Genomic DNA, 13,040 nt, shown 5'->3' with positions numbered 1-13,040 from the left:
GCCGACGGTTCAGGGGATGTGACCCGCGTAACTTCACCCGTCTCCACAACGGCATCCTCCGTCGCCTCCTCCGTTGCCGCGCAGGCCGAGCGACTCGTCACACTCGGCGTACCGGAGCTTGCCGGGATCAGTGCCGATCAGCTGCGGGACCACGCCCGCGCGCTGGCCGCCGGACCCGGTGACGGGCGGGACGGTGGCGGAGCCGTGCTGGCCGTCCACCCCGCACTCCTGTCGGCCACGCGACTGGCCGCCCGCATGCGCCGCGACGGGAAGGCGGGCTTCGTCGTCGTCGACATGACCGACCTCGCCGACTTCACACCCACCGACGACATCACCGTCCCCGACGCGCCGCTGTACCTTCTCGACGACGTCACTCGCGGCGACGACATGCTGGACCGGGCTCCCACCGACGCGCACGCCGAGCTCGCGGCGCGGGGCAGGACCCCGCTCACCGTCTCCGAGGGGATCAGCTGGGTCCTGCAGCAGCCCGACGCGCTCGAGCCGGGCGCGTGCTTCATGTGCATCGGCTCGCGCAAGCCCAAGCCGACCGGCGGGCTGGACTCCCGCACGCCCGCGCTGTGGATCAGCGGCGGCACCGGTCGCGACGGCAAGGAGAACAGGGGCGCGCCCAAGGTGGGCTGGTGCTGGGCGGGCAACCACCACACGTGGCTGGGCTTCGCCTCGACGTCCGTCAGGTGGGGACCCGTTCAGTAGGCGGGTCGCCTAGTACCCCAGGCGACCGCGGCCCAGGCGCAGGAGCATCCCGGCGAGCGTCTGACCCTCCTCGCCGAGGGACGCGAAGCGCTCGTAGACCTTGAGTTCGCGCGTGTGCACGAGCTTGGTGCCGCCCGACTGCATACGCGTGCGGCCGATGCGGCGGGAGATCTCGCTGCGGCGGGTGATGGCGTCCAGGATCTCGGCGTCCAGACGGTCGATCTCCAGCCGCAGTTCCTGGATCTCGGCCTCGGACAACGGGTCGTCGGTGCCGGCGGGGTCGGTGCTCATAAGTGAATTATCCCACTGCGCCCCGGAGTGACCGAACAACCGTCTAATGTTTGCGCCCGTGGAAGAATTCAACACGTTTCTCGCCGACATCGGATCGGTGATCTGGGGACCGTTCGTCCTCATCCCGCTGCTGCTGGGCACCGGTCTGTTCCTCACCATCCGGCTGCGGGTGCTGCAGTTCCGCAAGCTCGGCCCGGCGCTGCGGCTCGGCCTGCTCAAGCGGAACGACGACGGCGGCGAGGGCGACATCTCGCAGTACCAGGCGCTCACCACGGCGCTGGCGGCCACGGTCGGCGTCGGCAACATCGTCGGCGTGGCCACCGCGCTCGCCCTGGGCGGGCCGGGCGCGCTGTTCTGGATGTGGGTCACCGCTCTCGTCGGCATGGCGTCCAAGTACTCGGAGGCGTTCCTGGGCGTCCGGTTCCGCGTCACCGACGCCCGCGGCGAGCAGTCCGGCGGCCCGCAGTACTACCTGCACCGCGGTTTCGCCGAGATCTTCGGACGGTCCGGCGCGAGGGTCGGCCTGATCCTGTCGATCGTGTTCGCGGTGTTCGCCGTCCTGGCGAGCTTCGGCATCGGCAACATGACCCAGGGCAACGCCGTGGCGACCCAGCTGGAGAACTCGTTCGACGTCTCGCCGGTGACCACGGGCATCATCCTCTTCGTCCTCACGGGCGCCGTGCTCCTCGGCGGCATCAAGGCCATCGGGCGGGTCACCGCCGGGTTCGTCCCGCTCATGATCCTGCTCTACATCGTCGGCGGGCTCGTGGTGCTGGTCGTCAACGCCGATCAGATCCCGGCGGCGTTCGGCCTGGTCTTCTCCGACGCCTTCACCGGCACCTCCGCGGTCGGCGGCTTCGCCGGCTCCGCGATCCTGTACGCCATCCAGATGGGCGTCGCCCGCGGCATCTTCTCCAACGAGTCCGGCATGGGCTCGGCTGCGATCGCGGCCGCGGCGGCCCGGACCACCCACCCCACCCGGCAGGGCCTGGTCTCGATGACGCAGACGTTCATCGACACCATCATCGTCGTCACCTTCACCGGCCTGGTCCTGGTCACCACCGGCGTGTGGCAGGGGGGCAGCGACAACGCGGGCACGATGACCGCCGACGCCTTCGCCTCCGCGATCCCTGAGGGCGACAAGCTCGTCGCGGTGTCCATCGCGTTCTTCGCCTTCTCCACCATCCTCGGCTGGTCGTACTACGGCGAGCGGTGCATGGAGCGGCTCGTGGGCGCGCGCGGCGTCATCCCGTACCGCATGGTCTTCACCTGCGTGGTGTTCATCGGCGCCGTCACCGAGCTCGAGGTGGTGTGGAACTTCGCCGACGTGATGAACGGCCTCATGGCGATCCCCAACCTCATCGGCCTGCTCGTGCTGTCCGGGCTGATCGTGCGCGAGACGCGTCACTACCTGGACAACGACCCCGGCCTGAACGCCACCTCCTCCCAGGTCGAGGAGTTCATGGGGGCCCGCACGCGCTGACACCGGGCTGTGTCGGACCCGGTGGGTAGATTGGACCCCACGATGACCGACACCGCCTCCGCCCCCGCCCGCCAGCATTCGCCCCACTCGGCCCTCCTGGACGGGCTCAACCCACAGCAGGCCGCCGCGGTCACACACCGCGGCGGCCCGCTGCTTATCGTCGCGGGCGCGGGGTCGGGCAAGACCAGCGTGCTCACCCGGCGGATCGCCTACCTGCTGGCCGAGGGCGGCGCCCACCCGGGCCAGATCCTGGCCATCACGTTCACCAACAAGGCCGCGGCCGAGATGCGGGAGCGGGTCGCGGCGCTGGTCGGCCCGCACGCCGAGCGGATGTGGGTGGCCACCTTCCACTCGATCTGCGTGCGCATCCTGCGGGCCCAGTCGGCACTGCTCGGGACCCGCAACTCGAACTTCACGATCTACGACTCGGACGACTCCCGGCGGCTGCTGGGGATGATCGCCAAGGAGCAGCAGCTCGAGGTCAAGAAGTTCACCCCGCGCATGCTCGCCTCGGCCATCTCCACCCACAAGAACGAGCTGCGCGACCCGGCCGAGGCCATGGACCGGGCGCTCGAGGACTCGGATCGCACCGCGCAGACCGTGGCGGCCGTGTTCACCGAGTACCAGGCGCGGCTGCAGGCGGCCAACGCGTTCGACTTCGACGATCTCATCGGTAAGACCGTCGCCCTGTTGCGCGCGCACCCCGAGGTCGCCGCGTACTACCGGCGGCGGTTCCGTCACGTCATGGTGGACGAGTACCAGGACACCAACCACGCGCAGTACGTCCTGGTCCGCACCCTCGTGGGCGGCACGGCGTCCGACGACGACGAGGTGGGCGTGCCCCCGGCCGAACTCTGTGTGGTGGGTGACGCGGATCAGTCGATCTACGCGTTCCGCGGGGCCACGATCCGGAACATCGAGGACTTCGAGCACGACTACCCGGACGCCCGTTCCATCCTCTTGGAGCAGAACTACCGGTCCACGCAGACCATCCTGTCGGCCGCCAACGCCGTGATCGCGCGTAACGCCGGGCGGCGCGAGAAGAACCTGTGGACCGCCGAGGGCGCCGGCGAGCTGCTGGTGGGGTACGTCGCGGACAACGAACACGACGAGGCGCGGTTCATCGCCGGCGAGATCGACCGGCTGGTGGACTCGGGCGAGGCGTCCTACTCCGACGTCGCGGTGTTCTACCGGACCAACAACTCGTCCCGCGTGATCGAGGACGTGTTCGTCCGGCTCGGCCTGCCGTACAAGGTCGTCGGCGGCACGCGGTTCTACGAGCGCAAGGAGGTGCGCGACGTGGTCGCCTACCTCAAGGTGCTCAACAACCCGGACGACGCGGTGGCGATCCGGCGCATCCTCAACACCCCGAGACGTGGCATCGGCGACCGGGCCGAGGCGTGCGTCGTGGTCCACGCCGAGCAGCGCGGAATCGGTTTCGCGCAGGCCCTGCGCGACGCGGCGGAGGGAAAGGTCTCGCTGCTGCCGACGCGTTCGGTCAAGGCGATCGCCGGGTTCGTCGAGATGCTCGACGACCTGCGCGGGCGCCTCGACGGGGACGACCACGCCGGCGGGCACGACTCCGCGCCCGACGTGGGCGCGCTCGTGGAGGCGGTGCTCGAGCGCACCGGCTACCGCGCCGAGCTGGAGGCGTCCAACGATCCGCAGGACGCGGCGCGCCTCGACAACCTCAACGAGCTGGTGGGCGTGGGCCGGGAGTTCTCGTCGGAGGCCGCGCTGCAGCGCTCCGCGCGCGAGCAGGGCTTCGTGGAGGAGGCCGACGCGGACCCCGACCTGGACGAGGGTCTGGCCGAGCCGGGGTCGGTGGCGGCGTTCCTCGAGCGGGTGTCGCTGGTGGCCGACGCCGACGAGATCCCGGACGACGACCAGGGGCAGGTCACGCTCATGACCCTGCACACCGCCAAGGGCCTGGAGTTCCCGGTGGTGTTCCTCATCGGCATGGAGGACGGACTCTTCCCGCACATGCGGGCGCTGGGCGATCCCGCGGAGCTGTCGGAGGAGCGGCGGCTAGCCTACGTGGGCATCACCCGCGCCCGGCGGCGGCTGTACCTGACGCGGGCGATGATGCGCTCGTCGTGGGGCCAGCCCATGACCAACCCGGGGTCGCGGTTCCTGGAGGAGATCCCCTCCGAGGCGATCGAGTGGCAGCGCGAGGAGCCGGCCGGCGGAGCGGGGTTCGGGGACGACGACTCGTATGCCCCGCGGCGGCGCTTCGGCGGCGGCTCTGGTGGTTACGGCTCCGGTGGTTACGGCTCCGGCGGCGGCTCCGGTGGTTACGGCTCCGGCGGCGGCTCCGGTGGACGGTCGCCCGGGATCCCGCGCGCGAAGCCGTCCGCGCCCGCGCTGGAGCTGGCACCGGGCGACCGGGTCACACACGACAAGTACGGCCTGGGCAAGGTGCTCTCCTGCGACGGCAGCGGGCCGCGCGCCACGGCGACGATCGACTTCGGCGCCTCCGGGAAGGTGCGGCTCATGCTCATCGGGGGCGTCCCCATGCAGAAGCTCTGACACAGGCGGGCCGGCCGGACGATCCCGGCCCGGGCAGGGCCGTCGTCCGGCTCCCAGCCGAATCTACTGATTACACATGTTGTTTCCACACACTATGTAAACTCTCTTATCAACCCGCGGCGGGGGCCGTGAGTGACGGGGGTGGGCCTGGTGGACACTGCGAACGGGCGGGTACGGGTACGCGCAGGCGGGCGCAGTGAGAAGGTGCGTCAGGCGGTGGGGGAGGCGACGCTCGCCTTCCTTGCCGAGGGGCGACTGACCTTCAGCGTCGTCGATGTCGCGGCGCGAGCGGGCGTGGGTCGGCGGACGGTCTACCGGTGGTGGCCGACGCGTCACGATCTGCTCGTCGAGGCCCTGCGGACCCATGTGCGGCGGGCGCCGGTCGTCGATGCCGTCGGCTCGTGGGAGGAGAATCTCCGGGCGCTCGCGCACCGGCTCGCGGAGTTCGCCGCGGGTCCGGTCGAGGTCGCGATCGCCGCGATCATGGCGGGCGGCCAACATCCGGAGTTCAACCAGACGGTGCTGGAGCAGTGGCGGCCGGCGATGGAGTCATGGCATCAATTGGTGCACGTGGCCGCGGAGAATGGCGAGGTCGCCGAGGGTCTCGACCCGCGGACGGTGATCGACACACTCCTCGTGCCGATCGTCTTCACGCCCCTGGCGATGCGGCGTCCGATGGGCACCTCCGAGGTGGACGCGCTGGTCGACCTGCTACTCACCGGGACGCGGGCCCGGTAGGCGGGCTCAACTACCGAGCGAGCCGTGGGCGTGGTCGGGGGAGCCGGCGAGGCTGCCCGTCGCCAGATCGAGACCGTGCTGGGCCAGCCACACAACCGGGTCGATGTGATCCTTGCCGCCGTTGATCAGGACCTCGAAATGTAGGTGGGTGCCCGTCGAGAACCCGAGGTTGCCCATCCCGGCGATCTTCTGGCCGGCGTACACGCGCTGACCCTCCTGGACGTCGAGGCTCTCCATGTGCCCGTACACCGTCATGGTGCCGTCGTCGGACATGATGCGGATCCAGTTGCCGAAGCCCTGCGCGGGCCCGGCGTCGATCACCACGCCGTCGGTCGCGGCGAGGATCGGCGTCCCGTTGACGTTGGCGATGTCGATGCCGGTGTGCATCGTCCCCCAGCGCATTGCGTACGGCGAGGTGAACGCACCGAACGCGGGGAGGGAGATCTTCGGTCGCCGCGCCTGTTCCTCGGCGATCTCGCGTTGCGCGTTGATCTCCGTTCCCGCGTAGAGCATGGCGGAGTGGATGCTCTCGGTGTCGGCGTCGCCGACAGAGGCGGGGACTACGACCGGCTCGGGCGCCGACGGGGTCGCCGGTGCGGAGGTGCCGGGCGCCGCGGGGCTCGTGGTGGCGGGGGCCGGCTCCCCGTTGGCAAGCAGAGCGATGTCGCCGGCCTCGGCCGAGTGGGTGCCGGTAGCGTTGAGTGCAGAGCCCGCCGAGGCGGCGGAGACCGCCGCGCCCGCGGCCACGGCCAGGACGGCGGCGCGACCACGCAGGGCGGTCGGCGGCGCGGGCATCCGGTGGCGGCCGACGCGATGCGCACCGGCCGGAGGGATGACGACGGGAGTCGCTGCTACTTCCTGATGCGACTCTCTCACCGTGGTCGTTTCCCCTCTGTCGTCGCGCCGTGATCTTTTCGTGATGAACGTCGTCCAAGGTAACGGACCGGCAACAGCCCCGCAAGGCAGTGGCCGCCCGCCGGGGGAGGGGTGCATCACATCGGTGTGACTCGTGTGGTTAAAGGGGCTCGACGACGCACGAGGGGGTCCAGTGGCAGCGGGGGCCGCGCACGGGCTGTCGTGCACTGTGATTCAGTGCACATGCATACCCCCGGGGTGCGACGGGCGACACACCGCGCGCCTAGGATGAGGCAGGACTCGGCTTTACAACAGGGCCGGGCGAATCTACCCACGTCAAGATGGTGAGCTGATGGATCTCTTTGAATACCAGGCAAAGGCTCTTTTCGCGAAGCATGACGTGCCCACCACCCCGGGGCGCGTCGCGGACACCGCGGAAGAGGCCGAGAAGGTCGCAGCCGAGATCGGCAAGCCTGTCGTCGTCAAGGCGCAGGTGAAGGTCGGCGGTCGCGGCAAGGCCGGCGGCGTCAAGCTGGCGGAGGATGCCAAGGAGGCTCGAGCCCGGGCCGAGGACATCCTGGGCCTGGACATCAAGGGCCACATCGTCAAGAAGCTGCTGGTCGCCGAGGCCAGTGACATCGCGGAGGAGTACTACATCTCCTTCCTTCTCGATCGTGCGAACCGCAACTACCTGGCCATGTGTTCGGTCGAGGGCGGCGTCGAGATCGAGCAGGTCGCCGAGGAGTCTCCGGACCGCCTCGCCAGGATCAACATCGACCCCACGGTGGGCGTCGACGTGGCCAAGGCCCGCGAGATCGCTAAGGCCGGCCACCTGCCGGAGGAGGTGCTGGACGCCGCCGCGGTGACCATCGCCAAGCTGTACGAGGTGTTCATCAATGAGGACGCCTCGCTGGTTGAGGTCAACCCGCTCGTGCGCACGCCGAACGACGAGATCCTCGCCCTCGACGGCAAGGTCACGCTGGACGAGAACGCCGAGTTCCGCCACAAGGAGGTCTTCGCCGACTTCGCCGACGCGGGCACCACGGACCCGCTCGAGCAGAAGGCCAAGGAGAACGACCTCAACTACGTCAAGCTCGACGGCGAGGTCGGCATCATCGGTAACGGTGCCGGCTTGGTCATGTCGACCCTCGACGTCGTCGCCTACGCGGGCGAGAACCACGGTGGGGTCAAGCCCGCCAACTTCCTCGACATCGGTGGCGGCGCCTCGGCCGAGGTCATGGCCAACGGTCTGGACGTCATCCTCGGTGACGAGCAGGTCAAGAGCGTGTTCGTCAACGTCTTCGGCGGCATCACCGCCTGTGACGCGGTGGCGAACGGCATCGTCAAGGCCCTGGAGATCCTGGGCGACGAGGCCAACAAGCCGCTTGTCGTGCGTCTGGACGGCAACAACGTCGAGGAGGGTCGCAAGATCCTCGCCGAGGCGAACCACCCGCTCGTCACCCTGGCCGACAACATGGACTCCGGCGCCGACAAGGCCGCCGAGTTGGCCGCCAAGTAAGAAACAGAGGACCTTACACACATGTCGATCTTCCTCAACAAGGACAGCAAGGTCATCGTCCAGGGCATCACCGGCGGCGAGGGCACCAAGCACACCGCGCGCATGCTCGCGGCCGGCACCCAGATCGTCGGCGGCGTCAACGCCCGCAAGGCCGGCACGACCGTGTCCCACAAGGACGCCGACGGCAACGACATCGAGCTGCCCGTCTTCGGTTCCGTGAAGGAGGCCATGGAGGCCACCGGTGCCGACACGACGATCCTGTTCGTGCCGCCGCCGTTCACCAAGGACGCCATCATCGAGGCCGTGGACGCGGAGATCCCGCTCGCCGTGGTCATCACCGAGGGCGCCCCGGTCCTGGACACCGCCAGCGCGTGGAACTACAACCTCGCCAAGGGCGGCAAGACCCGCATCATCGGCCCCAACTGCCCGGGCATCATCACGCCGGGTGAGTCGCTGGTCGGCATCACCCCGGCCAACATCGCCGGCAAGGGCCCGGTCGGTCTCGTGTCCAAGTCGGGCACCCTGACCTACCAGATGATGTACGAGCTGGCCGACTACGGCTTCTCGACCGCCATCGGCATCGGCGGCGACCCTATCATCGGCACCACGCACATCGACTGCATCGAGGCCTTCGAGAACGACCCGGAGACCAAGGTCATCGTGATGATCGGCGAGATCGGCGGCGACGCCGAGGAGCGTGCGGCCGACTACATCAAGGCCAACGTCACCAAGCCGGTCGTCGGCTACGTCGCGGGCTTCACCGCCCCCGAGGGCAAGACGATGGGCCACGCCGGCGCGATCGTGTCCGGCTCGGCCGGCACCGCGCAGGCCAAGAAGGAGGCCCTCGAGGCCGCGGGCGTGAAGGTCGGCAAGACGCCGTCCGAGACCGCTCAGCTTGCCAAGGACATCCTCGACGCCATGTGATCCACCCGCGGCGGCCCACGGGGCGGCCGTGTGTGAGCGCTCCCGCGACCCCCGTCATCGAAGAGGATGGCGGGGGTCGCGGCGTGCCGGGGGTGGGCATGTCGGACCGGCTCTCTACGGTGGTCAGCGTGAGTCCCCCACGCGTCATCCGCCCCGCCGCCCGACGGTCTCCCGCGGGCGCCCGTTCGCTGTTGTGGACGGCGGCGGCCGCGGCGCTGCCCGTCATCGTGACCGTGCTCGTGTTGGCCGCGCTGACCCTGGCGGGGCTGGTGTTCACCTCCGACGGGTTCGACTCGTTGTTCGCGGTCGTCGCCGTGGAGTGGCTGGTGCTCAACCGCGTTCCACTGGTGGTGGACACGATCGAGTTGGGGTTCCTCCCGCTGCTGCCGCCGGTGCTCTACGCGGCGGTGCTGGCCCGGCAGACGCGCGCGGTGCTGGCGGACGTGGAGCAGCCGGGCGCGCGCGAGGCCGGAGCGGCGGTGGCCGGCGTGACGGTGGCGGGTCTGCTGCTCACCGGTCTGGCGACTCTGCTCGTGGGCTCCGCGGCGTCGGACTTCGCGGTGCGGGAGTCGTCCCTGCCGTCGGCGCTGCTGTGGACAGCCGCCGTGGCGATCGTCGGGGCGGGTCTGGGGGTGTGGCTGTACTTCCGGCGTGACCTGCGCGAGGTCGTGCCGCTGTGGGTCCGCGGGGGCATCCACCTCGGGGCGGCGTTCGTCGCCGCGACCTGGGCGGTCGCGACGCTGCTGGTCCTGGTCGGTCTGGTGGCCGCGTGGGAGCCCGTCGCGACGGCGCTCGGGATCGGCAAGGATCTCGTGGGGACGGCCGCGCTCACCGCGATCTCGGCGGCGTACCTGCCCAACGTGGTGATCGGCGGTGCGTCCCTGCTCGTGGGCGGGGAAGCGCATCTGGGCGAGGCCTCGTACAGCGTCTTCGCGGTGTCGCGCGGCCCGATGCCGGAGGTCCCGCTGGCGGCCGTGCTGCCCACCACCACCCCGCACTGGGCGGTGCAGGGGCTGTTGCTGGTGACGGTGGTGCTGGCGGCGGCGTTGGCGCGGTCGGTGGCGCACTGGTTCCGGACGACCGGCGACGCGGTGAAGGCGGCGTGGCTGGCCGCCGCCATCGTGGCGCTGGTGATCGCGCTGAGCCCGGTCGTGGCCGGAGGCGAGCTCGGTGTGCTCGGCACGGTGGGCACGGGGTCGCTCATCGCGGCGGGCATGGGGCTGGTGTTGTTCGGCATCATCGGGTCGGCGACCATCGCCCTGTCCCTGGCGGGTCTGACGCGGCGCCGTGAGCGCGCGGAGAGCGAGCTCGAGCGTCGCCGCCGCCGTGCGGGGACAATGACCGACGACGTAACCGCCCCGGCCGGCGTCGACGCGGACGGTCGCCCAGGCGGGTACGACGACGCCCGGAAGGTCGACGACGACGAGATCGATCATCTCGGAGCCGACACCGATCACCCCGAGGACGCGTCGGCCGACCTCGACGGGGCCCCGGACGCCGACACCGCGGTGGACGCGGACCCGCCATCGGGGGCCGCGGCCGAGGACCCGCCCGTCGCGGGCGAGCCGGCCGAGGAGCCTGCGGAGGACGCGGCCGAGGAGTCGGGCCCCGCGGAACGCCCGGCCGGGGACACCGAGGAGGTCGCCGGGGACGCCCGGGAGGCCCCCGAGGAGCCGGCCGAGGAGGCCGCCGAGGACGATTCGGCCGGTCTGCCTGACGAGAACCCGAGACCGGCCGACTAGACTGCCCTGACGAGGCCCGCGCGACCGGCGGGCCGCCGGATCGACGGGCGGGAGCGCAGCAGGTGGCGGATACCGAGTCCTCCGGCGACGGGTCCTGCGGGATCGTGCTGCTGGCCTCCGGCTCCGGCACCCTCGCCCAGAGCGTCCTCGACGCCGCGGCGGCAGGCGACTGCCCGTACCGCGTCGTCGCGCTGGTCTCCGACCGCGACTGCGAGGCCGTGGCCCGCGCCGACCGCGTCGGCATACCCACCGCCGTCATCCGTCCCGGTGACCATCCCGATCGCGCCGCCTGGGACCTCGCCCTCGTCGAGGCCGTGGCACTGTTCGCGCCCGACTGGGTCGTGTCGGCCGGGTTCATGCGCATCCTCGGCGCGGAGTTCCTGGGTCGCTTCGCCGACCGCGTCGTCAACACCCACCCCGCGCTGCTGCCGTCGTTCCCGGGCGCGCACGCCGTCCGCGACGCGCTCGCCTACGGGGTGCGGGTCACCGGCTGCACGGTCCACCTGGTCGACGCCGGGGTCGACACCGGCCCGGTGATCGCCCAGCGCGCCGTCGAGATCCTCCCCGACGACACCGAGCCCACCCTCCACGAACGCATCAAGGTCGTCGAGCGCGAACTGCTCGTCGACGTCCTCGCGGCCGCCGCCCGCGGCCGACTCCACATCGAAGGTCGAAAGGTGCACCTGAAGTGACCGACTCCCGCAGGCCCGTCCGCCGTGCCCTCATCAGCGTCTACGACAAGACCGGGCTGGAAGAACTCGCCCGGGGGCTCGCCGACGCCGGGGTCGAGATCGTCTCCACCGGCTCGACCGCCCAGCGCATCTCCGACGCCGGGATCGCCGTGACGCCCGTCGACGCGCTGACCGGGTTCCCGGAATGCCTCGAGGGTCGGGTCAAAACCCTGCACCCGCGGGTCCACGCCGGCATCCTGGCCGACACCCGCAAGCCCGAGCACCTGGAGCAGATCGCCGACCTCGACGTGCAGCCGTTCGAGCTCGTCGTCGTCAATCTCTATCCCTTCACCGACACCGTCGCCTCCGGCGCCGACTACGACGCCTGCGTCGAGCAGATCGACATCGGCGGCCCCTCCATGGTCCGCGCGGCGGCCAAGAACCATCCCTCCGTCGCGGTCCTGGTGGAACCGGCCGAATACGGCGACGCGCTGGAGGCCGTCGCCGCGGGTGGGTTCACCCTCGACCAGCGCCGCCGCCTCGCCGCCGCCGCCTTCCGCCACACCGGCGCCTACGACGTCGCCGTGGCCACGTGGATGACCGAACAGACGTCCGCCGGCGACGAGGGCTACCCGGTCTGGCAGGGCCAGAGCCTCGACCTCGTGGCCACGCTGCGCTACGGCGAGAACCCGCACCAGAGCGCCGCCCTCTACACCGACGCCGCGGCCGCGCCCGGGCTCGCCCAGGCCCGGCAGCTGCACGGCAAGGAGATGAGCTACAACAACTACGTCGACGGTGACGCCGCCTGGCGCTCGGCCTTCGACCACGCCGAGCCGTGCGTCGCGATCATCAAGCACGCCAACCCGTGCGGCATCGCGATCGACGCCGACATCGCCGCCGCCCATCGCGCCGCCCACGAGTGCGACCCCGTCAGCGCGTTCGGCGGCGTCATCGCGGCGAACCGCGAGGTCACCGTCGAGATGGCCGAGCAGGTCGCCGAGATCTTCACCGAGGTCATCATCGCCCCGTCCTACGCCGACGGCGCCGTGGAGATCCTCCAGCGCAAGAAGAACATCCGCATCCTCGAAGCGCAGCCGCCCGCCGGTGAGGAGGTCGAGCGCAAGCAGATCTCCGGCGGCGTACTCGTGCAGCAGCGCGACGCCCTCGATGCCGACGGCGACGTCGTGGCCGGCTGGACCAAGGCCTGCGGCGACGACGCCGACGAGCAGACCCTCCGCGACCTGCTGTTCGCGTGGCGCGCCTGCCGCGCGGTCAAGTCCAACGCCATCCTGCTCGCCCACTCCGGCGCCACCGTCGGCGTGGGGATGGGGCAGGTCAACCGCGTCGACTCGGCCCGGCTCGCCGTGCAGCGGGCGGGGGAGCGGGTCACCGGGGCGGTCGCCGCCTCCGACGCCTTCTTCCCCTTCGCCGACGGTCTCGAGGTGCTCGCCGAGGCCGGTGTCCGCGCGGTGGTCCAGCCCGGCGGCTCCGTGCGCGACGCCGAGGTGATCGAGGCGGCCGAGAAGGCCGGCATCACCATGTACTTCACCGGTGCCCGGCACTTCTTCCACTGA

The 13,040-nt window shown here is 70.8% G+C and carries 11 protein-coding genes; 9 read left to right on the top strand and 2 right to left on the bottom strand.

The window, feature by feature from the left end; translation table 11 throughout:
- Positions 1-18 precede the first annotated feature (18 nt).
- Positions 19-714, top strand: a complete 696-nt coding sequence (locus A6035_RS11230; protein WP_108847852.1) for a DUF5701 family protein — start codon at positions 19-21, stop codon at positions 712-714.
- Positions 715-723: 9 nt separating this feature from the next.
- On the opposite strand, the gene A6035_RS11225 is transcribed toward A6035_RS11230, so the two are convergent.
- Positions 724-1,005, bottom strand: a complete 282-nt coding sequence (locus tag A6035_RS11225; RefSeq protein ID WP_061229061.1) for a chorismate mutase — start codon at positions 1,003-1,005, stop codon at positions 724-726.
- A gap of 58 nt (positions 1,006-1,063) precedes the next feature.
- Between A6035_RS11225 and A6035_RS11220 the strand changes: the two genes are divergently transcribed.
- The 3 genes from A6035_RS11220 to A6035_RS11210 all read left to right on the top strand — a co-directional run bounded on the left by A6035_RS11220 (position 1,064) and on the right by A6035_RS11210 (position 5,755).
- Positions 1,064-2,488, top strand: coding sequence for an alanine/glycine:cation symporter family protein (locus A6035_RS11220; protein ID WP_459543817.1), 1,425 nt, complete (start codon positions 1,064-1,066; stop codon positions 2,486-2,488).
- Positions 2,489-2,530: 42 nt separating this feature from the next.
- Positions 2,531-5,017, top strand: a complete 2,487-nt coding sequence (locus A6035_RS11215) for a UvrD-helicase domain-containing protein (protein WP_108847850.1) — start codon at positions 2,531-2,533, stop codon at positions 5,015-5,017.
- A 150-nt stretch (positions 5,018-5,167) separates the two neighbouring features.
- Positions 5,168-5,755, top strand: coding sequence for a TetR/AcrR family transcriptional regulator (locus tag A6035_RS11210; RefSeq protein ID WP_108849242.1), 588 nt, complete (start codon positions 5,168-5,170; stop codon positions 5,753-5,755).
- Between the two features lie 6 nt (positions 5,756-5,761).
- On the opposite strand, the gene A6035_RS11205 is transcribed toward A6035_RS11210, so the two are convergent.
- Positions 5,762-6,550: a M23 family metallopeptidase gene (locus A6035_RS11205; protein WP_108847849.1), complete on the bottom strand. Its 789-nt coding sequence runs from the start codon at positions 6,548-6,550 to the stop codon at positions 5,762-5,764.
- Between the two features lie 412 nt (positions 6,551-6,962).
- Here A6035_RS11205 and sucC point away from each other — a divergent pair, with 412 nt between their 5' ends.
- The 5 genes from sucC (at position 6,963) to purH (ending at position 13,040) form a co-directional block, all read left to right on the top strand.
- Positions 6,963-8,129 carry an ADP-forming succinate--CoA ligase subunit beta gene (sucC, locus tag A6035_RS11200; RefSeq protein WP_108847848.1) on the top strand — a complete coding sequence of 389 codons (1,167 nt, stop codon included), beginning with the start codon at positions 6,963-6,965 and terminating at the stop codon, positions 8,127-8,129.
- Between the two features lie 21 nt (positions 8,130-8,150).
- Complete coding sequence (sucD, locus tag A6035_RS11195) at positions 8,151-9,053, top strand: succinate--CoA ligase subunit alpha (protein WP_108847847.1); 903 nt, start codon at positions 8,151-8,153, stop codon at positions 9,051-9,053.
- A 128-nt stretch (positions 9,054-9,181) separates the two neighbouring features.
- Complete coding sequence (locus A6035_RS11190) at positions 9,182-10,795, top strand: cell division protein PerM (RefSeq protein WP_244192416.1); 1,614 nt, start codon at positions 9,182-9,184, stop codon at positions 10,793-10,795.
- A gap of 62 nt (positions 10,796-10,857) precedes the next feature.
- Positions 10,858-11,487, top strand: coding sequence for a phosphoribosylglycinamide formyltransferase (gene purN / locus A6035_RS11185; protein WP_200836479.1), 630 nt, complete (start codon positions 10,858-10,860; stop codon positions 11,485-11,487).
- The gene (purH, locus tag A6035_RS11180) at positions 11,484-13,040 is read left to right on the top strand and encodes a bifunctional phosphoribosylaminoimidazolecarboxamide formyltransferase/IMP cyclohydrolase (RefSeq protein WP_108847845.1); all 1,557 of its coding nucleotides are present in this window, start codon (positions 11,484-11,486) and stop codon (positions 13,038-13,040) included. Before purN ends, purH begins: the two co-directional genes overlap by 4 nt.

It is taken from the genome of Dietzia lutea (genome assembly GCF_003096075.1).
Classification (GTDB): Bacteria; Actinomycetota; Actinomycetes; order Mycobacteriales; family Mycobacteriaceae; genus Dietzia; species Dietzia lutea.
The sequence above is the reverse complement of the archived record's forward strand: the minus strand, read 5'-3'. Positions and strand labels throughout refer to the sequence as shown.

Excerpts from the sequence above, each read along its gene's own strand:
- A6035_RS11225 (WP_061229061.1), bottom strand. The coding sequence starts at position 1,005 with ATGAGCACCGACCCCGCCGGCACCGACGACCCGTTGTCCGAGGCCGAG.
- A6035_RS11215 (WP_108847850.1), top strand. The coding sequence starts at position 2,531 with ATGACCGACACCGCCTCCGCCCCCGCCCGCCAGCATTCGCCCCACTCG.
- A6035_RS11205 (WP_108847849.1), bottom strand. The coding sequence starts at position 6,550 with ATGCCCGCGCCGCCGACCGCCCTGCGTGGTCGCGCCGCCGTCCTGGCC.
- sucC (WP_108847848.1), top strand. The coding sequence starts at position 6,963 with ATGGATCTCTTTGAATACCAGGCAAAGGCTCTTTTCGCGAAGCATGAC.
- sucD (WP_108847847.1), top strand. The coding sequence starts at position 8,151 with ATGTCGATCTTCCTCAACAAGGACAGCAAGGTCATCGTCCAGGGCATC.